22 protein-coding genes are annotated in these 23281 nt (G+C 67.1%); 6 read left to right on the top strand and 16 right to left on the bottom strand.

Annotated features, from left to right (window positions below):
- Positions 1-427 precede the first annotated feature (427 nt).
- From ACQR1Y_RS31280 to ACQR1Y_RS31260, 5 genes are all read right to left on the bottom strand, one after another.
- Positions 428-670 (bottom strand): hypothetical protein, encoded by a 243-nt coding sequence (locus ACQR1Y_RS31280; protein WP_434879413.1) that lies wholly within the window; start codon positions 668-670, stop codon positions 428-430.
- A 163-nt stretch (positions 671-833) separates the two neighbouring features.
- Positions 834-2060: an MFS transporter gene (locus ACQR1Y_RS31275; RefSeq protein ID WP_434879414.1), complete on the bottom strand. Its 1227-nt coding sequence runs from the start codon at positions 2058-2060 to the stop codon at positions 834-836.
- 148 nt (positions 2061-2208) lie between these two features.
- A complete protein-coding gene (locus tag ACQR1Y_RS31270; protein ID WP_434879415.1) occupies positions 2209-3636 on the bottom strand; it encodes a DUF6880 family protein in 1428 nt (475 codons plus the stop codon).
- Between the two features lie 16 nt (positions 3637-3652).
- Entirely contained in the window at positions 3653-4342 is a 690-nt protein-coding gene (locus ACQR1Y_RS31265) for a substrate-binding domain-containing protein (RefSeq protein WP_434879416.1), read from the bottom strand.
- 392 nt (positions 4343-4734) lie between these two features.
- The gene (locus ACQR1Y_RS31260) at positions 4735-6771 is read right to left on the bottom strand and encodes an NAD(+) synthase (RefSeq protein WP_434879489.1); all 2037 of its coding nucleotides are present in this window, start codon (positions 6769-6771) and stop codon (positions 4735-4737) included.
- A 179-nt stretch (positions 6772-6950) separates the two neighbouring features.
- Here ACQR1Y_RS31260 and ACQR1Y_RS31255 point away from each other — a divergent pair, with 179 nt between their 5' ends.
- Positions 6951-7802 (top strand): SDR family oxidoreductase, encoded by an 852-nt coding sequence (locus ACQR1Y_RS31255; protein ID WP_434879417.1) that lies wholly within the window; start codon positions 6951-6953, stop codon positions 7800-7802.
- Positions 7803-7817: 15 nt separating this feature from the next.
- Here the strand turns inward: ACQR1Y_RS31255 and ACQR1Y_RS31250 are convergent, their stop codons facing one another.
- Entirely contained in the window at positions 7818-8474 is a 657-nt protein-coding gene (locus ACQR1Y_RS31250) for a TetR/AcrR family transcriptional regulator (protein ID WP_434894332.1), read from the bottom strand.
- Between the two features lie 87 nt (positions 8475-8561).
- On the opposite strand from ACQR1Y_RS31250, the gene ACQR1Y_RS31245 reads away from it, so the two are divergent.
- Positions 8562-9494, top strand: a complete 933-nt coding sequence (locus ACQR1Y_RS31245; protein ID WP_434879419.1) for an SDR family NAD(P)-dependent oxidoreductase — start codon at positions 8562-8564, stop codon at positions 9492-9494.
- A 117-nt stretch (positions 9495-9611) separates the two neighbouring features.
- Positions 9612-10091 (top strand): hypothetical protein, encoded by a 480-nt coding sequence (locus tag ACQR1Y_RS31240; RefSeq protein WP_434859786.1) that lies wholly within the window; start codon positions 9612-9614, stop codon positions 10089-10091.
- 92 nt (positions 10092-10183) lie between these two features.
- On the opposite strand, the gene ACQR1Y_RS31235 is transcribed toward ACQR1Y_RS31240, so the two are convergent.
- The 4 genes from ACQR1Y_RS31235 to ACQR1Y_RS31220 form a co-directional block, all read right to left on the bottom strand.
- Positions 10184-10810 (bottom strand): hypothetical protein, encoded by a 627-nt coding sequence (locus ACQR1Y_RS31235; RefSeq protein WP_434879490.1) that lies wholly within the window; start codon positions 10808-10810, stop codon positions 10184-10186.
- Between the two features lie 185 nt (positions 10811-10995).
- Positions 10996-11262 carry a hypothetical protein gene (locus ACQR1Y_RS31230; protein WP_434879420.1) on the bottom strand — a complete coding sequence of 89 codons (267 nt, stop codon included), beginning with the start codon at positions 11260-11262 and terminating at the stop codon, positions 10996-10998.
- A gap of 97 nt (positions 11263-11359) precedes the next feature.
- Positions 11360-12328 (bottom strand): NAD(P)H-dependent flavin oxidoreductase, encoded by a 969-nt coding sequence (locus tag ACQR1Y_RS31225; RefSeq protein ID WP_434879421.1) that lies wholly within the window; start codon positions 12326-12328, stop codon positions 11360-11362.
- A 56-nt stretch (positions 12329-12384) separates the two neighbouring features.
- A complete protein-coding gene (locus tag ACQR1Y_RS31220) occupies positions 12385-12984 on the bottom strand; it encodes a hypothetical protein (protein ID WP_434879422.1) in 600 nt (199 codons plus the stop codon).
- Positions 12985-13138: 154 nt separating this feature from the next.
- Here ACQR1Y_RS31220 and ACQR1Y_RS31215 point away from each other — a divergent pair, with 154 nt between their 5' ends.
- Complete coding sequence (locus ACQR1Y_RS31215) at positions 13139-14701, top strand: AMP-binding protein (RefSeq protein ID WP_434879423.1); 1563 nt, start codon at positions 13139-13141, stop codon at positions 14699-14701.
- A gap of 1194 nt (positions 14702-15895) precedes the next feature.
- On the opposite strand, the gene ACQR1Y_RS31210 is transcribed toward ACQR1Y_RS31215, so the two are convergent.
- Positions 15896-17026: a hypothetical protein gene (locus ACQR1Y_RS31210; RefSeq protein ID WP_434879424.1), complete on the bottom strand. Its 1131-nt coding sequence runs from the start codon at positions 17024-17026 to the stop codon at positions 15896-15898.
- A gap of 241 nt (positions 17027-17267) precedes the next feature.
- Here ACQR1Y_RS31210 and ACQR1Y_RS31205 point away from each other — a divergent pair, with 241 nt between their 5' ends.
- Positions 17268-17669, top strand: coding sequence for a hypothetical protein (locus ACQR1Y_RS31205; protein ID WP_434879425.1), 402 nt, complete (start codon positions 17268-17270; stop codon positions 17667-17669).
- A 122-nt stretch (positions 17670-17791) separates the two neighbouring features.
- Here ACQR1Y_RS31205 and ACQR1Y_RS31200 read toward each other — a convergent pair whose 3' ends face one another.
- On the bottom strand, positions 17792-18202 hold the full coding sequence (locus ACQR1Y_RS31200) for a DUF1801 domain-containing protein (protein ID WP_434879426.1): 411 nt from the start codon (positions 18200-18202) through the stop codon (positions 17792-17794).
- A gap of 213 nt (positions 18203-18415) precedes the next feature.
- On the opposite strand from ACQR1Y_RS31200, the gene ACQR1Y_RS31195 reads away from it, so the two are divergent.
- Positions 18416-20107 (top strand): methyl-accepting chemotaxis protein, encoded by a 1692-nt coding sequence (locus ACQR1Y_RS31195; RefSeq protein ID WP_434879427.1) that lies wholly within the window; start codon positions 18416-18418, stop codon positions 20105-20107.
- Between the two features lie 313 nt (positions 20108-20420).
- Here the strand turns inward: ACQR1Y_RS31195 and ACQR1Y_RS31190 are convergent, their stop codons facing one another.
- Genes ACQR1Y_RS31190 through minC form a run of 4 tightly spaced genes read right to left on the bottom strand, consistent with a single transcriptional unit; the run spans position 20421 to position 23013 of the window.
- On the bottom strand, positions 20421-21194 hold the full coding sequence (locus ACQR1Y_RS31190; protein WP_434879428.1) for a thioesterase family protein: 774 nt from the start codon (positions 21192-21194) through the stop codon (positions 20421-20423).
- A 21-nt stretch (positions 21195-21215) separates the two neighbouring features.
- Positions 21216-21491, bottom strand: coding sequence for a cell division topological specificity factor MinE (gene minE / locus ACQR1Y_RS31185; protein WP_009029981.1), 276 nt, complete (start codon positions 21489-21491; stop codon positions 21216-21218).
- Positions 21488-22303, bottom strand: coding sequence for a septum site-determining protein MinD (gene minD / locus ACQR1Y_RS31180; RefSeq protein WP_315722251.1), 816 nt, complete (start codon positions 22301-22303; stop codon positions 21488-21490). Before minD ends, minE begins: the two co-directional genes overlap by 4 nt.
- Before the next feature lie 20 nt (positions 22304-22323).
- Positions 22324-23013: a septum site-determining protein MinC gene (minC, locus tag ACQR1Y_RS31175; RefSeq protein WP_434879429.1), complete on the bottom strand. Its 690-nt coding sequence runs from the start codon at positions 23011-23013 to the stop codon at positions 22324-22326.
- Positions 23014-23281 lie beyond the last annotated feature (268 nt).

Below are 23281 nucleotides of genomic sequence, written 5' to 3'. Positions count from 1 at the left end.
TTGCTCCACCCGCGCCAATCGGCGTAAAACCCACTCGGACTCTAGATGCTGCTGGATGAAACTTCGGTGGCAGGTCAGGTCACAAATACGTTCCTGATGCTGGCGGTGATCCCGCGACGATCGAGAGCCTCGCGACCTTCTGCTCACAACGGCGTCTCAGCGCGAAATAATAGTCCCGCCCCGTCGCAAAGACCCACGCTCCTCTCATCCGCCCAATCGGCGCGCCTCACCGATATGAAGGGAGTGCCAGCCTTGTATGGAAGAATGGATTTGCCGCAGTTTCGCTAAGGCGCGGCGCCCTCGAATTCAGAGGTACGCAATCTGGTCAGAGGCACAGACTAAGCAAAGAGATTGCAAGGACACCTACTATGACTGCGTCGGAAAGCCAAGGCGGCTTTCCGACGCTCAGGAAGGACGAATCTGACTCCTACTTCCCCATGCTTCCTGCCTGGTTCGTGCCCGGGCCGACATTGCCCTGGCTCGACGAGGTGGAATCACGGCCGGACTTCATGTTGGTGGTGCCGGGCTGCATGTTGGCGCCAGTGGTCTGCGACGATTTCGTCGACATGGAGGACTGATGCTTCTTGTGGTGCTTGGCTTCGGCGGCGAACGGCGCGGCGGCGAAGCTGAGGGCGACGAGCGTGGCGAGGGCGAGCTGAGTCTTCTTCATGGATCCGATCTCCATCGGGTTGAAACGACACGCTCGCCCAACCCGCTGCTGACGACCGCGTTCCGGATCACCGATCAAGCGTTGGTGTGCGCTGGATCTGGCTGATGAGGAACGGAATGCTGTTAGTCGTGGCGCAGCGGGCGATTGCTGCTTCGCAACAGGCTCACGCCGTGGCCTGCACCGGCGCCGCCGCCGGCTGCGTTTTCGGGAACGGCCTGAACGTCATCATCATCAGGACGGCGCCGAGGCCCATCACCCAGGAGCCGACATAGAGCCACGTGTAGCTGGCAAAGCTGTCATAGATCAGGCCGCCGGCGAGCGGGCCGGTCGCCATGCCCAGGCTGCCGGCCATCGCGGTGCCGCCGATCACCGTGCCCATGATGCTCTGCGGGAAGTTGTCGCGCGCGATCGATGCGTACAGCGGCATGGTGCCGGCATAGAGGAAGCCGAAGGCCGCGGCCACCGCGTAGAACGCGGCGAGATCGCGCACAGCCACATAGGCGAGCGCGCCGAAGGCCTGGGCCAAAAGGCCGAGAACGAGCACGCGCTTGGCGCCGAAGCGGTCGCCGAGCAGGCCGAAGGCGATGCGGCCGCCGAGGCCGGCAAGGCCCTCGATGCTGTAGATCGTCACCGCCGCCATCAGCGGGATGCCGCAGGTGACGGCGTAGCTGACGGTGTGGATGATCGGGCCGGAATGGGTGGCGCAGCAGAAGAAGTTGGTGGCGAGCAAGATGAGGAACTGCGGCGAGCGCAGCGCCGCCGATCGCGTCATCTCGGCCGGCGCGGCGTCAGGCCCAGCCGCGAGGACGGCGCCGGGCGCCGACAGCGGCGGGCGGCCGACCAGCAGCGACGTCGGGATCATGATGGCGGCGACGATGGCGGCGATGCACTGCATCGCGGTGCGCCAGTCATAGGTCGAGACGAGCCAGGCCGCGAGCGGCGACATCGTCATCGGCGCCACGCCCATGCCGGCCGACACCAGGGAGACCGCGAGGCTGCGATGGGTGTCGAACCAGCCGGTGACGGTCGCCATGACCGGCGGAAAGATCGCCGCGGTCGCGACGCCCGCGATCAGGCCGAACAGCAGTTGGAACATCAGCAGCGATGATGTCAGGCTGGCCAGCACAAGACTCAACGCGAGCAGGGTCGAGCCGATCAGCAGCACGGGCCGCGGGCCGATGCGGTCGGACAGCGTGCCCCAGGCCATGCTGGTGCAGGCCATCGCCAGGAAGCCGATCGTCAGCGCGCTGGAGATGCCCGCGACCGACCAGCCGGTCGCGGCGGCCATCGGCTTGAGGAACACCGGCAGCGAGAACAGGCCGCCGACGGCGACGCAGCCGAGCACGCCTCCCGCCGCCACGATCACCCAGCGATAGCGAGATGCGTTCATCGGTCGTCTCCGTTCTACCCGGCTCTGTCTGGAAGACGTGTGGGATGGCGCCGGGACGACAGGGGATCGCATTTTTTCTGGGCGACCGTGCGGAACCGCGGGATGTCGCAATCGATCGCTGCGACATCACGCGATCGAACGTTCCGCGTCAACTCATCAGGTCCCAGAAGCTCGCCTTGCGGCCATGCTCGAACTTCAGGCGCGCGAGATAGGCCGCGTGCGGCTCGACAGGGCCGAAATCCGCGATGACCGCAGCGAGGCTGCCGCATTCGAGCAGATGGCGGGCGGCATGGCGATAGCGGCTGGTGCGGCTGCCCTGCAGCGTGTCGTCGATCATCGCGCGCAGCAGCAGCGTGGCGGCAAGCGGATGCTTGCCGGCGAGCGCATCCGCGGCCGGGGCGAGCACGTGATAGGCCTCGCCGTTCAGCTCGCGGCTGCGCGCCAGCACCAGCTTCGCGGCGCGATCCAGCGCCGGCCAGCGGATCAGGAAGTCGAGCGCCCATATCAACCGCGGGAACTGTTCGACGTGATCGAGCGCGCGCCGCTCGGCCTCGACGTCGTCGAAGTCCGGCAGCCGCTTGAGATGAGCCCGCAGCTGCCGTGCGTCGAGGCTGCGCGCAAAGCAGGCCCAGCGCGCGGCCTGCGCCTCCTCGCTGCGTCCGAGGCCGTCGAGCACCTGGATGCGCGCCTCCTCCCAATCCGGATCGGGGCTGGCGGGATTGCGAAGCTCGGCCGCGTCGAGGACCTGCAGCGCCTCCGTGGCCCGCCCGGCCGAGAGCAGCCGCAGGGCGATATAGGCCGCGATCTCCGACCGCCTGCTCTCCTCCTCGTCGAATTGCGCGATGTAGAGGTCGACGTCATGGGTCGCATCCGCGATGGCCAGCAACGCTGCGCGGCAATTGCTGCTGCGGCGGTGCTGCTCCGCCTCCTGCTCATAACGGGCATCGCTGCTGCCCCAACCCGCGGCCCTGCGTTGGGTTTGCGAGGGGCGTTCGACCGGTGTCTTGGCGAAGACGATGAAGCGCTGTTTGAGATGCGCAAGCCCGCGCTCGCCGAGCGCCGGGGCGACCGTCTCGATCAGATTGCCATATTGTGCGTAGGCGTTGCGGTCGAGAGCGATGAAGACGCGGTCGGCCAGGGCGATGGGATCGGCCTTGGCGGCCTCAGCCAGCGGGCCGAGATCGGCGCAGGCCGCGCAGAAGATGTCGTGAAGCACGCCGTCGCTGTCGTCACAGCGGCTGAGGACGCCGTTCGCCAGATCCATGAACTGCCACATCAGCTCCAGCGCCGCCGATGCGTCGTGTTCCGCGACCTGCTTGGTGATGCTGCCGCGCAGCGCCTCGAGATCGCCGGCCAGCGGGCGCAGCTTGTTGCGCTCGAGGAAGGTCGCGGCGCGGGAAATCTGCGTCATCCGCTTGCGCAGCTCGGTTGCGACCTTGGCCGGCGTCGCGACCTCGAGCTTCAGGCGCCGCTTGATCGCCGCATCGCGCTCGGCGACCTCCAGCAGCAGCTCGGCGAGGCGCTGCGCCCCGAGCTGCTCCAGGGCCTTGGCAGTCAGCGGCGCGCTGGAGACCATGGCAGTCCTCTCCGGCTCACACGGGAGTCATGCCGTGCTGGCGCTTGGTCTCGGCGGTCTCCTCGGAGACGAGATATTCGATGAAGGCGCGGGCTGCTTCGGGATGCGCGCCGGCCTTGCAGAGCGCTACGGCGAACACCGTGCCCGGCTGCAGGGCGTCCGGCAGCAGCCCGACGATGTCGATGCCGGGGGCACCGAGCATCTCGCTGAGCTGCTGGAAGCCGACGTCGACCTCGCCGTCGGCCAGCAGCTTGGCGACGGGAATGCCGGGCTTCGCCTGCACCAGGCGCGAGGCGCCCTCGCTCTCCAGGCCCCAGTCGCGGGCGAGCTTCTGCACATGGGTGCCGCTCGGGCCGGTGGAGATGCCGATCGCCTTGGCGCTCTCCATCGCCTTGCGCACGGCGGCCTCGTCGAGCGGATTGGGTTTTGGCTGCCCTGCGCGCACCGCCATCGCCATCGGCGATTCCGCGATCTCGATGATGCTGCCGGGGACCAGATGGCCATCGGCTTCGAGCTTCTGCAGCGCGTCGGATGCCAGCACCGCGAAGTCGAGCGCCTCGCCGGCGCGGATGCGCTTGGCGGCATCGACGCCGCCGACGGATTCGATGGTGATCACCTCCCCGGTCGCCTCCTCATAGGCGGCCGCGAGCTCGGCGAGGATCTGCCGGGTCGCCATCGAGGAAATGCCGGCGGCGGTGACGCTCATGGGAGACTCCGTTGGACGAGAGAATTGCAGCGCTCCGAGACGACGCGCTGCGACGTCTTATCGGTATGGCAAGCGGGGCCGCGGGGCAAGGCAGAGGGATGCGACGATGTCGCGGCGAGCGCCGCTGCGCTCCCTCTCCCCGTTCTTCACGGGGAGAGGGTTGGGGTGAGGGGCAGCGGCATCGGCGGTGTTCATGGGGCACGATTGCGATGAAAACGCTTCGGAAGGTCGACTACATCGCAGATTTCTTGCTGCAGAAGGAGACTCCGGTCTCATAACTAAGTCTGCCCGTGGGGCTGCCCCTCACCCCGAACCCTCTCCCCGTAAGAACGGGGAGAGGGAGCGCACTGCCCGTGCTGAGACATCGCGCCTCGTCGTCCAAACCGCAGTCCCTACCTCGGCACGCTCTCCAGGTCCTCCAGCCACGCTGCGGCATTGCCGTCGGACGGCGCGCGCCAGTCGCCGCGGGGGGACAGCGCTCCGCCCGCCACAACCTTGGGGCCGTTGGGCATCGCCGAGCGCTTGAACTGGCTGAAGGCGAAGAAGCGCTTGAGGAACACTTCCAGCCACTTCCTGATGTCGCCGAGCGCGTAGGCGTTGCGCTTGTCGTCAGGGAAGTGCGGCGGCCAGGCGCCCGCGTGCACATCCTTCCAGGCATGATGCGCCATGAAGGCGATCTTCGACGGACGCATGCCGTAGCGCAGCGTGTAGAACAGATTGAAGTCCTGCAGCTCATAGGGGCCGATCGCGGCCTGCGTGCTCTGCGGCGTCTCGCCCTCCTTCACCGGCACCAGCTCCGGCGAGATCTCCGCCGACAGCACGGCTTCCAGGGTGCGGTCGACATCGGCCGAGAACTGATGCGAGGCGATGACCCAGCGGATGAGATGCTGGATCAGTGTCTTCGGCACGCCGGCATTGACGTTGTAATGCGCCATCTGATCGCCGACGCCATAGGTACACCAACCGAGCGCGAGCTCGGAGAGATCGCCGGTGCCGAGCACGATCCCGCCGCGGTCGTTGGCGAGGCGGAACAGATAGTCGGTGCGCAAGCCTGCCTGCACGTTCTCGAAGGTGACGTCGTAGACCTCCTCGCCGCGGCCGAACGGATGGCCGATGTCCTTCAGCATCTGCGTCGCCGCGGGGCGGATGTCGAGCTCGGCAGCGCTGACCTCGAGCGACGTCATCAGCGCATGCGCGTAGGACTTGCTCTGCGCGCCCGTGGCGAAGCCCGGCATCGTGTAGGCGAGGATGTTGGTGCGGGGCAGGCCGAGCAGGTCCATCGCCTTGGCGGCGACGATCAGCGCATGCGTGGAATCGAGCCCGCCGGAGACGCCGATCACGATGCGCTTGGTGCCGGTGGCGCGCAGCCGCTGCGTCAGGCCGGCGACCTGGATGTTGTAGGCCTCGTAGCAGTCCTGATCGAGCCGCGCGGGATCGCTCGGCACGAACGGAAAGCGTTCGATGCTGCGCCGGAAGCCGATGTCGCCCTCGGCCGGCTGCAGTTCGAAGCCGATGCGGCGCCAATGCACGCCGCTCTCGGTCGCGCGCGCATTGTCGTCGAACGTGCCCATCAGCGCGCGCTCCTGCCGCAGCAGGTCGAGATCGACATCGGCGAAGATGGTCTGGCCGGTCTGTCGGAAGCGCTCGCTCTCGGCGAGCAGCACGCCGTTCTCGAAGATCGAGGTCTGGCCGTCCCAGGCGAGATCGGTGGTGGACTCACCGACACCGGCGGCAGCGTAGATGTAGGCGGCGAGGCAGCGCGCCGAGGTGGAGCGGCACAGCAGCGAGCGTGACTCTGCGCGGCCGACGGTGATCGGACTCCCGGAGAGATTGGCGAGCACGGTGGCGCCGGCGAGGGCGAGCTCTGAGGCCGGCGTGACCGGCACCCACATGTCCTCGCAGATCTCGACGCCGATGACGAGGCCGGCGACATCGGCGGCGGCGAACAAAAGGTCGGTGCCGAACGGCGCCATGGTTTCGGCGACCTCGATCATCTCGCCGCGGATGCCGGCGCCGGACGCGAAGTGGCGGGCTTCGTAGAACTCGCGATAGGTCGGCAGATAGGATTTGGGGATGACGCCAAGCACCTCGCCGCGATGGATCGCGACGGCGCAATTGTAGACGCGGTGCGCAAAGCGCAGCGGCGCGCCAACGATCAGCACCGGCATCAGATCGTGCGAGGCCTCGACCAGGGTGAGCAAGCCACGTTGCACGGCGTCGAGCAGCGGATCCTGCTTGACCAGGTCCTCGATGGCGTAGCCGGACAGGCACAACTCGGGGAAGACCGCGACCGCCGCGCCGTTGTCGTGGCAGGCGCGTGCGGCCGCCAGGATCGCCGCCGCGTTGGCGGTCGGATTGGCGACGCTGGATGCGGTGACGCAGGCGGCGACGCGGGCAAAGCCATGGCGGTAGATCGAATGGAAGTTCATCGGGTAGTCCATCTCCTGTCGCCTGATCATAAGACATGTTCCATGACGGGAGCCATGACAAGGGCGGCAGGTCAGCACCGCCGCAGCCGCAGACGGCACGTCATTTGATTTGCACTGGCCGCCCAGGGACGGCTAACTCGGGTCCGAGTCCATTCGAGCAGCTCCGGTCCAGCGCAGGCATGAATCTCTTCGTCATCGGCTTCGGCTATAGCGTCCAGCGCTTCGTCGCCATGCATGGCAGCGCCTTCGCAGGGATCGGCGGCACGGTGCGCAGCGCCGAGAAGCGCGCACAACTGGCGCCCCACGACATCGACCTGTTCGACGGCGCGGTGCCGGCCGCGGCGACGCTGGCCAAGGCGGCCCAAGCGGATGTCGTGCTGATCTCGGCCCCGCCCGGCGCAGGCGATGATCCGGCGCTGACGCATTTCGGGGATGCGATCACGTCGGGCCGCGCACGCGTCGTCTATCTCTCCACCGTCGGCGTTTATGGCGACCACCAGGGCGCCTGGATCGACGAGGATACGCCGCTGGCGCCGGAGCATGGCCGGGTGCAGGCGCGCGTCCGCGTCGAGGAGCACTGGCGCAGCAGGATCGGCGACCGGCTGGCGGTGCTCCGGCTCGGCGGCATCTACGGCCCCGGCCGCAACGCGCTGGTCGAGCTGCGGGCGGGGCGTGCGCGGCGCATCGTCAAGCCGGGCCAGGTGTTCAATCGCATCCATGTCGACGACATCGCCGGCGCGATCTGGGGCGCAATCCGGCGCGAGACCGGCGGCGCCTGGAACATCGTCGACGACGAGCCGGCGCCGCCGCAGGACGTCATCGCCTACGCCGCAAAGCTGATGGGCATCGCGCCACCGCCGGAGCTGCCGTTCGACACCGTCGACCTGTCGCCGATGGCGAAGAGCTTCTACGCCAGCAACCGCCGCATCCGGAACAGCAGGGCCAAGCAGGCCCTTGGCCTGGTGTTCGCCTATCCGACCTATCGCGCCGGGCTGGACGCGCTGTGGGCGGCGGGGGAAGGGCGGAGCTGAGCGAGCGAACACGGCTCAGGAGACGGCTGCGCAGGCCGCGCGCAGCCCGCGCCCGAACAGCCGTAAAGCCCCCTCCTCCGGCCCGGCCTCGCCGTCATGGCCGGCGAGCGAGCCGTCGATCCGGAGCATGGCCAGCCCATGCGCGAGCCCCCAGGCCGCCACCGCGGCCTGTTCGAGCGCTGCCGCCGGAGCAGTTGAACCGAGAAATTCCGCGAGAGCCTGGCGCAAAGGCGCAAACGTCGCCCGCTTCGCGGCGGAGATGTCGGGGTGAGCGTGCCAATCGTTCACCCCGACGCCGAACATCAGGCGGTAGAGCTGCGGCTGCCTCACTGCGAAACGGATGTAGTCGAGGCCGAGGCCGGTGAGCCGATCCTCGCCGGCCGGCCAGCGCGCCGCGGCCTCGGTCTGCGCGGCGGCCAGGGCGACGAAGCCGGCCTCCGCGATGGTCGCGAGCAGATCCTCCTTGCCGGCGAAATGATTGTAGGGCGCGGATTGCGACACTCCGGCCGCGCGTGCGACCGCCCGGAACGACAGCGCCTCCGCCCCTTCCTGCTCGAGCAGGTCGGTCGCCGCCCCGATCAGCGCACGTTTCAAGTCGCCATGGTGATAGGGCCTGCGCTGGGGCTGGGAGGGCGGTGTCGTGGACGGCGTTCTGGCAGGCGGCTTGGTCATCGCAATTCAATATTGACAGTGATCATATTCGGTCCGATGATGTTAACACTGCTCATATCCAGATGAAACCAGACCTGGAGCCGATTCATGACCGAAGCGAACATCTCTCCGCCGTCGTCGTCCACGACCTCCCGGCGGAGCGCCCTGGTCGGCGCCGCCGGAGGGCTCGCACTGGGTGCGATCGCGGGCGCCGCGGCGGTGGCGCAGGCAAGCCAACGTCCCGCTCCGACCATTATCGCAGCGCCGAAGCGGTTTGCCGGCAAGACCGTGCTGATCACCGGCGCCACGTCAGGGATCGGCCGCGCCGCCGCGATCGCTTTCGCCCGCCAGGGTGCGGCCGTCGTCTTCTGCGGACGGCGTGAGGCGCTCGGCCGCGAGCTCGAAGCCGAGATCAAGACCCAGGGCGGCCGCGCGCGCTACATCCGGGCAGACGTGCGCGTCGAAGCCGAGATGCGCGACCTCGTGGCGCAGACCATCGCGAGCTTCGGCAGCCTCGATATTGCGCTCAACAATGCCGGCATCACCATCGAGAAGCCGCTGCACGAATACGAGGCCGGTGACTGGAACGACATCGTCGACACCAATCTGCGCGGCGTGTTCTTCGCCATGAAATACGAGATCGCCGAGATGCTGGCACGCGGCGGCGGCACGATCCTCGTCACCTCGTCCTCGGTGGCGCATCGCACGGGGCCGCGCCGGAGCATCTACACGGCAACCAAGGCGGGACTGATCGGGCTGATCAGGTCGGCGGCGCTCGACTACGCCGACGACAACATCCGCATCAACGCGATCCTGCCGGGGACCACCGACACCGCGCTGGTCCGCCGCGTGGCCGGCACGGAAGGCATGCCGGATGCGGCGTGGCAGATCGCCGCGACGCAATGGGCTCGCGCCAAGATGCCCGGCCTCAAGCGCATGGCCTCGCCCGAGGAAATCGCCGAGTTCGCCGTCGCCATGGCTTCCCCCGAACTGACCTACACGACCGGCGCGGCGCTGAGTTCGGACGGCGGCAGCGGCTGAGTTTTTGAGAAACCCCACGAAACCTTTCGCGCCATCGACGATTGCCACGAACAGAGATTGTCATGCGGGGCTGACGCGACCGGACGTCGCATCCCCCTCACACGAAGGATGTTCGACATGCAAGGCGATCAACCCATCAGTTGGCTGATGTTCTTCACCCTCGCCGCCGGCATCGTCATTGCCGCCGGCGCATTCCTCGCGTTCCTGCGCTCGCGCCAGAATCGCGAGATCGCGGCGGTGGCGCTCGAAGGCGATGGCCGCGGCCGCGGCATAGCGCCCTCAGGCGCACTGCCCGAGATCGGCGGCATGGTCGTGCTCGGGCTCGTCGTCGCCGGCCTCCTGGTCGCCGGCTACCAGAGCGGCGGCGCGACCCGCTTTGCCGGCGGCGACAAGCCGACCGCGGTTCCGACCGCGCCGACCAACACCGACCGCGGCACCACCGTGGGCGCCGGCGCTGCGATCACCCCGCCGCAGGCCCCGACCATGACCCAGCCCGCCCGGCCCGATCCGGACCTGCGCACCGCTCCCGCCTCGTCGCCGACCGGCGCTGGTCCGGAAAGCGGCGGTCATCCGGAGGCCAATCCGCCGGCCCGCTGAAAAAGCACCCGAAACGCATGAAGGCCGCGCTTGGCGCGGCCTTTTTCATTTGTTTCATGTGGCAACGCTGGACGCGTGACGTCACGCCGGCCTTAGATCGCGGAGGCCACCTTGTCGAGGCCGATGGTGCGGGCGAGCCGGCGGACTTCGTCCTTCTGGTCCTCGCGCAGCTGCCACAGCAACGGCATCGCCGCGGACTTGAGCTGCTGCACCTCGTCCGAATCCGGATCGATCGCCACCGCGCCCGGCTTGGCGGCGCCCTGCCGCGCAGTGTGAATCTTCCTGGCGACCGCCCGCAAAGCGGTCTCCACCGCCGGCCAATAATATTCCTGGCTCGAGGACAGTCGCAGCCGTTCCTTGATGCCGGCGATCTGCGTGTCCGACAGCAGCGAATAGGCCTTCTGCACCTCCGGCTTCAGCGGCGCCGGCGCCGGCTCGCTCTTGGCGAGGATCTTGGACTTCGGCACGATCGGCTCGGCGGTGACGGCGGCAGCCGCCGGCGCCTTCGGCATCTCCGGCTCGGCCGGCGCATAGGCATAGGCCTGGCGCAGCGACGCCCTCGAGGCGGCCGCCTGCTGCTTCTCCTCGGGGGCCGCAAGTGTGACCATCGCGAGGCGATCGCCCTTGGCTTCACGGTTGGAGGTCGGGCTCTTGGCCACCACGGCCGGCATCATCGCACCGGCCGAAGGCACGCTGTCCCGCATCAGGACGCTCGTCACGGCGGCGCCGGCGATCAGCACGCCCAGCAAAGCGACAAAAGCGATCGACTTCGTCACGCACATCTCCGTATCCCGGCCGACAGGCCGCACTTTGCCGTAAAGTGGGAGTTAATTAAGGCTTTACGATGCCACAGAAACACCCGGGCCACCATTCCGCCCTGTGAACATGGCGGATATTTTTTTTCTCAGGCCGCCGAAGACAGCTCGGCGGGCAGTTCCAGGTCATAGGCCGCCTGGATGTCGGCGACGATGTCGGAGGCTTCCCACAGCGCTTCGGGTTCCACCGAATGCAGGCTGATGGTCCAGTTCCCGCCACGGGCGGTGCGCGCAACACTCATGATGTCGAACTGAACGTTTCGGCAGAGCGGATGCCGCTGCAGGGCGTGTCCGACCCGGATCCGGATCTCGTCGAGCGTCGCCCGCTCCTTCTTATCCACCCACGCCAGTCCCATTGCGCATTTCCACCTCATTCAACTCGGTGGATTGTGAGACGGGATGGTTAATGCTGACTTAAGTTGCCGCCCTCGCTGACTGAACTACACGGTGTTCCTATCCCGGCAAGCCGGCATGACGGTATTCATCTGCCGTGCGCGCGACGAGCTCGGCCACGGCGGGAATGTCGGTGACGCCCGACGTCGCATGGCCGGCGCTCCAGATGTCGCGCCAGCGCGTCGGCCGCCGCTCGCGCGCGCCGATGTCGATGTCCTTGCCGATCTCGATCGCTCCGCGCGCCGGCAGATCGTCGGGATCGAGCCCGGCGGCGACGATCGAGGGCCTGAGCATGCTGGTCGGCAGGCCGGTGAAGGCCGAGGTCAGCAGCACGTCATCGGCGGAGCTCTCGACCAGCATCGCCTTGTAGCGCGGATCGGCCATGCTCTCCTGCGTCGCGATGAACTTGGTGCCCATGTAGGCGAGCTCGCAGCCGAGCACTTGCGCCGCACGCAGCGCGACGCCGTCGCTGATGCCGCCGGCGAGCACTAACGGGCCGTCGAAGAAGCTGCGGACCGCGCGCACGAAGGCGAACGGATTGAGCCAGCCGGTCTGGCCGCCCGCCCCCGCCGTCAGCAGCACGAGTCCATCGGCGCCGGCCTGGACCGCGCGCTGGGCATGACGGATCGAGGCGACGTCGGCGAACACAAGCGCGCCGGCATCATGCAGCGGCGCGATGACCGGCGCCGGCGAGCCGACGGAGGTGATGACGAACTCGGGTTTGTGCCGCAGCAGCACCGCGAGATCGTCCGCCAGCCGCGCATTCGACCGGTGCACGATCAGGTTGGGGCACGGCGGCGCGGCCGCGGCGCCGCCGACCTCGCCCGCGCGCGCAAGCCGAGCGCGAATCTCGCGCAGCCACGCGTCGAGTTCGTCTGACGTGCGGCAGTTGACGGTGGGGAACGCGCCGATGACGCCGTTCAGGCAGGCCGCGCTCACCAGCTCGACGCCCGAGACCAGAAACATCGGCGCCGCGATCAGCGGCAATCGCAGCCGCGCGCGCAGGCTGGCCCATCTCGTCTGCTGCACCGCGTCTCCTCCCTGGTCCGTGTTTGACCAAGGGATAGCGAGGCGGCGTCGCGCGATCAATCGTCGCCGAAGAAGCTGAAGCGCGGCCCGTCCATGCCGACCGGCTGCGCCGCATAAGTCCGCGGCGTGGAATCGTCGCGCACGGCCTGCTCGACCGCGCGCAGATCCTGCTCGCGACGCAGACGGCGGCGTTCGACATATTGCCGGTGCCGCTCGGCGCGACGCTGCTCGGCCGTACGCTTTCGGTCGGCCTCGCGCGATTTCTGATCCGCATCCGGCGACTTGTCCGCAACTTTCTCCGGGCCGCTGCTCTGCGATGTGTCTTGCGCACCGGGCGCGGCTTGAGCCGCGGCCGCCGTAACCGGGGAGGCCGACGGCTGCGCCGCGGGCTCGGTCGACACCGGCGTGACCGGAGCCGGTTCGGCGGCGGCCGGCGCAACCTTGACCGGCGTGATCGCAGCCGCCTGAGTGGCTGCGAGGTAGGACGACGCGGTCGGGCTCGGTGAGGCTTCCGGCGCCGGACGCTCGGCGCGGGCTTCGAGCACAGGCGTCTTTGGATTCATCTTCTCGGCGATGACGAGCCCGCCACCGAGACCGACTGCGACGGCGATCGCAACCGTTCCCGCGCCTGCAAAGAAAGCTGTCGAGCTGCGCACGGCCGTACTCCCTGATTGTTCGGGCGGGCAACGCGGCGCGCGCGACGATGTTCCGGACGGCATCGTGACGCGCTTGAGCGCGACCCGCATTCTGATAGCTTTCGTCACAAGCCATGCGACGCAACAACGATCGCGGCATTCGGGAGGACGTTCCATGAGCCATCAGCTTCATTCGTTTCCGGTCGTCTGCGAGCAGACCTTGCTGACGCTGTCGCGGCATCCGACGCGCACCGCCTTCAGCTGGCCGGACGGATCGTTGTCCTATCAAGGCGCGATCGACCTGATCGGGCGGATGCAGGGCGTGTTCATGCGGCTCGGCTTGCGGCCGGGAACATGTGTCGCGTTCCTCACCGCGAACCGCGCCGACACCTGGTGCGCCGGCATGGCCGCGCAATTGTCGCGGCTCGCGATCACCTGGCTGCACCCGCTGGGATCGCTGGAGGATCAACTGTTCCAGCTCGCGGATTCCGAATCGCAGGTGCTGGTGATCGATGCGGCGGCGTTCCGCGACCGCGGCGGCGAACTGGCCGCACGCGCCGATGGAGTCCGGTACGTCTTCACGCTCGGACCGGCCGGATATGGATCGGACCTGCTGGCCGCCCTCGATCAGGCCGGCCATGCCACGGCGCGCAATTTCGCCACGCCGGACGATGTCGCGACCTTGAACTACACCGGCGGCACGACCGGCAAATCGAAAGGCGCGCTGCGTCACCACCGCGAATATGGCGGCTTCGCCCCCGCGATCCTGGCCGACTTCGAGATCCCCGAGCGCGCGCGCTATCTGACGGTGGCGCCGATCAGCCATGTCGCCGGCACCAAGGTGCTGCCGACCCTGATGCGCGGCGGCACCGTGCACATGCTCAAGGGGTTCGATCCCGAAGCCGTGCTGCAGACGATCGAACGCGAGCGCATCAACTTCACCCTGTTCGTGCCGACCATGATCTACGTGCTGCTCGATCATCCGGCGCTGGCGAAAACCGATCTCTCCTCGCTCGAGCTCGTGCTCTACGGCGCCTCGGCGATGTCGCCGACGCGCCTCGTCGAAGGCATCGAGCGCATCGGCCCGGTGTTCTCGCAGCTCTACGGCCAGACCGAATGCTATCCGGTCTCGGTGCTGCGCAAGGCCGACCACGATCCGAAGCAGCCCGAGCTGTTCCTGTCGTGCGGCTTCCCGATCGCGGCCTGCGAGGTCAAGATCCTCGACGACAACGACCAGGAAGTGCCGCAGGGCGAGGCCGGCGAGATCTGCGTGCGCGCGCCGCATGTCATGACGGAATATTGGAAGCGGCCCGACATCACCGCCGAGACCTTGAAGAACGGCTGGCTGCACACCGGCGACATCGCCCGCCGCGACGAGCGCGGCTACATGTACATCCTCGACCGCAAGAAGGACATGATCGTCTCCGGCGGCTTCAACATCTTCCCGCGCGAGATCGAGGACGTGCTGACTCAGCACAGCGATGTCGCAATGTGCGCGGTGGTCGGCGTGCCCGACGACAAATGGGGCGAGGCCGTCACCGCGATCGTGGTGCCGCGGGCGGGCGCGCAGCCTGACGCAAATGCGCTGATCGAGCTGGTCAAGGCGCGCAAGGGCTCGGCGCATGCGCCCAAGCGGATCGAGTTCGTCAAGGAGCTGCCGGTCACGGGGGTGGGAAAGATCGACAAGAAGGTGCTGCGCGCGCGGTATTGGGAAGGCCGCGGGCGTATGGTGGGGTAGCGGCGCGGCGACGCGGCTATATTCCTTCGTCATTGCGAGCGAAGCGAAGCAATCCAGGGGCGGCACGCATGGCCCTGGATTGCTTCGCTTCGCTCGCAATGACGGGGGTCTTACGAACAACCGAGTCACGACGGCGGGATGGCGCGGATGTCTGATCAGCCCCACCTGCCAGCGCCGCACTCCCCTGTCGTCCCGGGCAAGCGCAGCGCGACCCGGGATCCATAACCACAGCAGGATGTGGTGAGCGAAGCTGGATCGACAAGCGTGCCTCATGCGTCGGCCTGTGGTTATGGGTCCCGGCGTTCGCCGGGACGACAGCGGAGTGCGCCGGGCGAGTTGCGAACACGGCATCGCAGCCTCGCGGCGCATCTGCGTCCGAGTCTTGCTGCAGTCGTCCCCTCCATCGGAACGGAGGGTGCAGGGAAGGCCAGGCCTCGACCGAGGCCTGCGGTCCGCGTGCAGCAAACAAAGCACGCGGCAGAACCACAGGTTCGGCCGGACAGACCCGGCCCTCCCTGCGCGATGGGTTGACGGATTATACGCAGTCTCCCCGGCGACCGGGCTTGTTTGCCACCGTAGCGACAACGCGTTTCAAGCGTTGCGCAGACCTCAGCGTCGGGAGGCCAGGACCCTGCGACTTCACCGTCCGCGACGAGACGTACGTCGGCATGCTCACAGCACGCTGCGCCTCATCGCGGCCACCGCCTCCCACCCCAACGCGTCGTGACGTTCGCGAAGCGCCCCTCGTGGATGAGGCGGGATGCGGAGAGAAAAACATGAACTTCGGAAAATGCAAAGACGAATATTTATCGCGCGGCATCTGGACAGACCAAATCAGCTTGAACCAATTGGGGAATTCGACGTGTCGGCGCACGGCCTGTCGTTGTCCTGATCGTTCTTCAACAGCGATGAGCTCGAGCCCAAATGTGGTCGTCGGGCAAATCAAGACATGGCAGGCCGTGGGGTGGGCAAAGCAGCCGCCCGCAGGGCGGTCGCGTGCCCACCGCGCATCCGCATCGGTGGTGACGATGGTGGGCACGGCGCGCGATAGCTCGGCGTCGCAAGCAAGTAGCTGGGCGCACCTTTGCCCACCCTACGGTACTGAGTTGTTTGACAGGGGTCGCGCCTCACCCGCCGCTGTCGTCCCGGACGAGCTACGATGCGCGCGAGCGCATCGGAGGGCCGTCCGCAAGCTCACAAGGCCCCGAACGCATCACGCGACGGAGCGAGCGGCAGCCAATCCGGAATCCGCCGCTTGGCGACCCAATACGGTCTCCACAGCGCGCGCCAGGTGGCGAGGTCGAACGGGGCCTCACCCCGTTTGATCATGGGTGGGTCGATCAGCGCGAGATCGTGCAGGTGCAGCCAGCGTCGCGCCGCCCACCACAGCTCACGAGACACGGCCGCATTGCCGGGCCCCGTGAGCTGAAAGATGTTCAACAAAGGATCGCGCCAATGACGGCCGACCTCGAGCGTCGCCACACGTTCACCCCGGCGGCGCACGCTCCACAGCCGCGCCCGACCATGAGCAATGTCGCCGCCATAGGTGCGGACACAATTGCGCATGGCGACCGCCTCCCCGATCAGATCGGAAACATCCGAGAGCGGCCGGAACTCGTAGTCGCCGATGCGGCCAGGATCGAGCCACATGTCGCTGACCGGCCGTTGACCGAGGTTGAGATGCAGCGCGACCTGCCTGCGCCAATCGAAGGCGGCCGTCAGCGCGGCGTCGAGCCTGATGTCCGGCGTCCACGGCCGCTCGATCAGTCCGTGAGCGAAGCAGCCAGGCTGTCCGGAGAACCAGATCCACAGCGCCAGCAGATGCGCGCGCTCCCGCCTCACCATCTTCGGCACGCGGACCAGTTCGCGCGCGATCCACACCGCGGCCGGCTCATGCGCGAGCGCGGCCATCTCGGCCACGAGCTGCAGCCAGATCGGCATCAGCTTCGGCGATCGCGGCAAGTGATTGCCGATCTGCCGCCGGAACAGTTCGCCGTTCGGCAGCGGGTCGATCGGACGGATGAACGCCTCCGGCGGCAGCTTGCGCAGCCACACCGGCAGCGCCGCCAGGGCAGCGGCGATGGTGAGTGAGCGTCCGGCGATGACGCTGGCGATCGCCGGCTGCGGATCGATCGTCCGGCGCGGCACCGCCAGCGCGAACAGCAGCGCCGGAAAGCTCACCGCAAGATCGGCGAGATGCGGGTGCCGCATCGCGCAGGCGCGGACGCGGGATTGAAAGCGAGACGAATAACGCCGCAGCCGGCGTTCGCACAGCGACGAACGCACCAGCTCCCGGCGGGGAGCAAGCAATAGATGAGATGTCATGACACGACTGTTCAAACGCAGGCCAGGACGGCCGCGGGCTTTTTGATGAAGTGTGAAATCGTCAAATCGTAGCCGGGACAATCATCCCGGCGCCTGCGTCAATGATCGCGCAGCGAGCCCGGGAAGCGCGTGAGTCTGGACATCGTCGCCTCCTGCGTTGAAGTTGAGTGAGCGTTCATTATCCTGCTTCTCGTTCCTACGCAACTGAGCGTGGGCACTCGACCGTGAGCGAAGGGGACCGATGGCCTGGGATCGCGTCTATACTGTCAACGACTACTACGACGGTCCGCGTCTCGGCTTGGCGGACGTCGACGGCGTTCCGCACATTTACGAGGCGGAATTCGACCATAGCACGGAGGACTATGGCGACACGTATTTCGTCTCGTCGGTCGACCCGCAGCTCTTTGCTCTCATCGTCGAAGATTGGGACATCTGGCTGCGCTGGGACGCGGCGTTCAAGCGAGGCGAGGTCCCGCATCACACCCATCCTGCCCTGCCTGACGACCGGAAACGACATGAGGCGCTGAAGATTGCCATCGGTGATCGCCTGAAAGCCGACCGCGCGCGTGCTCGATACAAGCGGGCTCGCTTTGGCGTATCGCCGGCCCGCGAAACGATCGTCGCGTGGTCCGACATCGATTGATCTGACATGAATGGATTGATCAGGACGCGGTCGGGTGCCGTGCGAGCACCTTACCAGTCAGAAGAGCGCGCTCGACACCATGCTGCATCATAGGGAGCTGAACGCTCATGCCTCCGCGGAGCCTACCGCTTCCCCTTGGTCGCATTCAGCTTCACCGCGGCGCGGATCAGTTCCTTGAACGCGGTCTCGTCGATCTCGTCGCCTTCGTGAATGTCGATGGCGCGGCGGGCGTTGCCGTCGAGGCTGGCGTTGAACAAGCCCTTTGGGTCGGGCAGCGAGGCGCCCTTGGCGAAGGTCAGCTTGAGATAGGCCTTGTAGCTCTCGCCCGTGCAGATGATGCCGGCATGCGACCACACGGGAACGCCGCGCCATTTCCATTCTTCGACCACGTCGGGATCGGCCTGTTTGATCAGGCCGCGGACGCGCGCCAGCATCGCGCCGCGCCAGTCGCCGAGTTCCTTGATCCTTGCGTCGATCAGTTGCGAGGCCGACGCCTCGTGAGGTTCCGCGGCCGCACCCGGCTTTCTCATCATCCTTGCCCCTCCCTGCACTCGTTGAACCGTAGTTCTACGGCCAGCATACTCTGCACAACTTTAGGGCAAAGTTTAATTGTTCGCGCGCTAATCACCGCAAGCCCCATACGGCGACTCAACGACGAGCCACCATCCGCAGACGAGCCGCGCGCTGCTCTGCCCGGGCCTATCCCCCCATCGATCCTCCCGGACCGACCCGATTTGGAGTTGCTCATGTCGTTCTTTTCCAACCTGTCCATTCGCAACAAGGTTCTCATGGCGTTCGGCGTGGTGCTGCTCACTGCGATGGGGCTCGGCGGCTTCTCGATCGATCGCCTGTCGAGCGTGAACGGCTCGGCGGCGGAAGTGCGCGACAACTGGCTGCCGGCCACCGGATGGATCGGCGCCATGGCGAAGGCGACGGAACAATATCGCAGCCGCGAGGGCCAGATGCTGATGGTGACCACGGCGGCGGAACGAAGCCAATACGAGAAGTACATGACGGACGCCCATCAGTACTTCGAGAAGAACTGGCGTCTCTACGAGCCGACGGTGACGACGCCGGAAGAGAAGGCCATCGTCGCGGCCTTCAAGAGCTCGTGGGATGCCTATCTCACCGATGGCAAGCAGTTGCAGGAGTTGATTGGCAAGAACCAGATCGAGGCCGCCAGGGCGCTGTTCCTCGGCCGCATGCGGGACACTTTCGCCGGCGTGCGCAAGGCGCTGGAGCAGGACCTCGCGTTCAATGTCGAGCAAGGCAAGAAGGAAGCCGACAGGGGCGCAGCCGTCTATACGTCCTCGCGGATCTGGATCTTCGGCGTGATCGCGCTGGCCGCGCTGCTCTGCATCACCATGGGCTATCTGATCGTGGCCGGCGTGGCGCGGCCGATCACCGCGATGACCGAGGCGATGCGCCGTCTCGCCGGCGGCGACATGCGGGCCGACATCCCCGGCGTGGGCCGCAAGGACGAGATCGGCAACATGGCCGGCGCCGTGCAGGTGTTCAAGACCAACGCGATCGAGACCGAGAAGCTGCGCGCCGAGCAGGCCGAGGCCGAGAAGCACGCGGCAGCGCAGCGCAAGCGCGACATGAACGAGCTGGCCAACCGCTTCGAGGGCGCCGTCGGCGAGATCATCAACACGGTCTCCTCGGCGTCGACCGAGCTCGAAGCCTCCGCCACGACCTTGACATCGACCGCCGAGCGGACGCAGCAGCGCACCACCACGGTGGCCGCGGCCTCCGAGCAGGCGACCGCCAATGTGCAGTCGGTGGCGTCGGCGACGGAAGAGTTGAGCTCGTCGGTGACCGAGATCAGCCGGCAGGTGCAGGACTCCGCGCGGATCGCCAACGAGGCGGTGGATCAGGCGCGCAAGACCAATGACCGCGTCAGCGAGCTGTCGAAGGCGGCGGCGCGCATCGGCGATGTGGTCGAACTGATCAACACCATCGCCGGCCAGACCAACCTGCTGGCGCTGAACGCCACGATCGAAGCGGCGCGCGCCGGCGATGCCGGCCGCGGCTTCGCGGTGGTCGCAACCGAGGTCAAGGCGCTCGCCGAGCAGACGGCGAAGGCGACGGGCGAGATCGGCCAGCAGATCGCCGGCATTCAGGCGGCGACGCAAGAGTCGGTCGGCGCCATCAGGGAGATCAGCGGCACGATCGAGAAGCTCGCCGAAATCTCATCGACCATCGCCGCGGCGGTCGAGGAACAGGGCGCCGCCACGCAGGAGATCTCGCGCAACATCCAGCAGGCCGCGCAAGGCACGCACGAGGTGTCGTCCAACATCACCGACGTCCAGCACGGCGCCAGCGAGACCGGCTCGGCCTCCACGCAGGTGCTGTCAGCGGCGCAGTCGCTGTCACAGGACAGCAACAAGCTGAAGCTGGAGGTGGGACGGTTCCTGAGCACGGTGCGGGCGGCGTAACGGAGAGATCATTCTAAGTGGCCCCGCTCTCGCCGCGACAGCGGTGAGCTCCCCTCCCCCTTGCGGGGAGGGGTTGGGGGTGGGGGTCCCCGAGTCCTGCTGTTAGTTGTGAAGCTCGGAGAGAAGTATCCACGCGGAGATCGTTGCCGTTGATGGCTCTAAGGTATCGAGGAACTCACGAAGATCAGCGCCCGGAGACCCCCACCCCCGACCCCTCCCCGCAAGGGGGAGGGGAGCGCACCGCCACCTGATCAGGAGCGTCGCACCCTCGCTCTTGATGAGACGCGAGCAGGACCACATCTCCGCATCAAGCTCAGCGCTTCTCGATCACCAGGCTCTGCACCACGCGCCCGAAATACCCCCTCACATCCCCCAGCCGCGCCATTGCCAGCCCCGCGCCGTCCGGGCCGATCCAGCTCTCGGCGTCCAGCAAAATCCAGTCGCCGACCGGCTCGCGGGCCATGTTGACGGTGAGGTCGGCATTGAGGAACGTGTAGCTGTGGAAGTCGAGCGCGGCCGAGGTGCCGTTGCAGAAATCGCTGGCGACCACCGCGCGCATCGCTTGCGACACGGCGTGTCCCTCGACCAGCGGCCAGTCGACGCGATACCAGATCGCGCCGGGACCGCGCACGCCGAAGCGGCCGCGCGCGGCGCGCAAGGTCATGCCGCGGACGAAGGGGCTGGTGGAGAAATCGGCGGGCTCGGGCTGGGCGTCATCAGGGCCGACGAGATCGACCGGCAGCTCGCGGACATCCTCCGGCAGCGGCACCGCATCCTGCCTGATCTTCAGCACCGTCGCCGTGACCACCACCGTATCGCCGGCGCGCAGGCGCACCGCGCAGAGCTGGATCTTGCGGCCCTCGCGCAGCACTTCCGTCTCGACCGTCAGTTCTGCGAGCGGCACCGGGCGCATCAGATCGATGGTGACGCGGGCGATGCGCATCGGCGACTTGGTCGGGATGCGTTCGGCCGCCCAGACGGCCAGCGCCGAGGGCGCGGACCCATGCTGCATGGTCGGATCCCAGGGTCCGGCGGCATCGGGGCTGACGGTGACGCTGTTGTCCGCGACGCGGAAGATCGGCCGCATCAGCGCACGCCTCGCCACGTCTCAGCCGGCGCTGGCAAAGGCGCGATCGGCGCCGTTCGGCAGTTCGATGTCGACCTCGAGCGTCGAGACATGTTTCCCCCGGTCCATGCGGACGATGACCTTGTCCGGATCGAGTAGCACATGGCGCGAAACCACGGCGAGGATTTCCTCGCGCAGCTGCATCAGCAGATCGGGCTGGCCGCGCAGGCTGCGCTCATGCGCGAGCAGGATCTGCAGCCGCTCGCGCGCGACCGGCGCCGAGGCTGCACGTCCGGTAAAGAGCCGCAATACGCTCATGCAGCCCTCCGTCCGAGCAGCAGGTTCATCAGGCCCTTGCGCTCGGTCGGGATCTGCATCTCGACCTGCTCGCCGAGCAGGCGGCGCATCGCGTCGTGATAGGCGCGCGCCGGCGCACTGGCCGGGCTGTTGAGCGTCACCGGGCAGCCGACATTGGAGGCGCGCAGCACGTCCTGGCTTTCCGGCACGATGCCGAGCAGCGGCGTCGCCAGGATTTCCAGCACGTCCTCGATCGACAGCATCTCGCCGCGCGCGGCGCGGCCGGCATCGTAGCGGGTGATGAGGATGTGCTTCTCGACGCGCTCGCCATTCTCGGCGCGCACGGTCTTGGAATCGAGCATGCCGATGATGCGGTCGGAATCGCGCACCGACGACACCTCCGGATTGGTGACGATCAGCGCCTCGTCGGCATAGCGCATCGCGAGCATGGCGCCGCGCTCGATGCCGGCGGGACTGTCGCAGATCACCCAGTCGAAGCTCTTGCGCAGCTCGTGGATGACACGGCCGACGCCGTCCTCGGTCAGCGCGTCCTTGTCCTTGGTCTGCGAGGCCGGCAGCAGCCAGAGATTCTCCAGGCGCTTGTCGCGGATCAGCGCCTGCGGCAGCTTGGCGACGCCATGCACGACGTTGATGAGATCGAACACGACGCGGCGCTCGGCGCCGAGCACGAGATCGAGGTTGCGCAGGCCGACGTCGAAATCGACCACCACGACCTTCTCGCCGGCCTGCGCCAGCGCCGCGCCCATCGCCGCCGTGGTGGTGGTCTTGCCGACGCCACCCTTGCCCGACGTCACAACAAGTACTTTCGCCATTGTTCGAATCCTCCTGCTACTCAGTTCAATGCAACGATCTTCATGGAATGACCTTCGAGCCGCGCCTGGGCGGCCCGGCCGCGCAATGCATCGTCGATCTGTTCGGCGGTCTGGTAGTAGCCGTCGATCGCGACCAGCTCGGCCTCGATCTTCTGGCAATAGATGCGCGCCGCGCCGTTGCCGTTGATGCCCGCCATCGCGCGGCCGCGCAGCGCGCCGTAGATGTGGATGGAGCCGCCGGCGACGATCTCGGCGCCCGACGACACCGCGCCGAGCACGGTGACGTCGCCGTCGGGAAACACGATCGACTGGCCGGAGCGCACGGGCTGATCGAGCAGCAGCGAGGTCGGCGGCTGCAACGCCGGCTTCTCCGGCTCGATCTCCTGCACGGCGCAATGGCGGCCGCCGGACAAGAGCGGCGGCATGCCGGGCGACAGCCGGCCCGGCTCGACGCCTTCGAGGCCGAGCACGCGGATGTTGCGCGCCTCGATGCTCTTGACGAGATGCGTGATCGCGAGCGGGCTCAGGTCCACCGCGGAGAGATCGAGCACGATCGGCTTGCCGACGAAGAAGCCGGGCGAGCCCTTCAGGGTCGCGTCGAGCTCGTTGAGCCAGTCGGCGATCGGCACCACCGGCGAGAACACGAAGGCGACGTAGGAGCGCCCGCGCAGACGAATAAGAGGACGTACCGCTTCAGCGCTGGCACTCATGACCATCCGACCCAACCCTTCTTAGTGATTGGTTAACTGTCGGCGCCAGATGGTTAACGGATGGTTAAATCGCGGCTAAGTCGCTCGAAAATCGACAGACGCACGCCTGACATGCTTCGATGATGATCGAATCGAGGCCGAATCTTGGCGCGATTGAGACGCAAATTCCGAACATCTGCGTCAAGACCTGTCATGCCTCATTTCGATCACATCATGATGATAACTTTAACGTACATATAATTCGGAGCCGATGGCTTTAGGCGGTTCC

Source organism: Bradyrhizobium sp. HKCCYLRH3099, from assembly GCF_051167855.1.
In the GTDB taxonomy this organism is placed as follows: domain Bacteria; phylum Pseudomonadota; class Alphaproteobacteria; order Rhizobiales; family Xanthobacteraceae; genus Bradyrhizobium.
The sequence above is the reverse complement of the archived record's forward strand: the minus strand, read 5'-3'. Positions and strand labels throughout refer to the sequence as shown.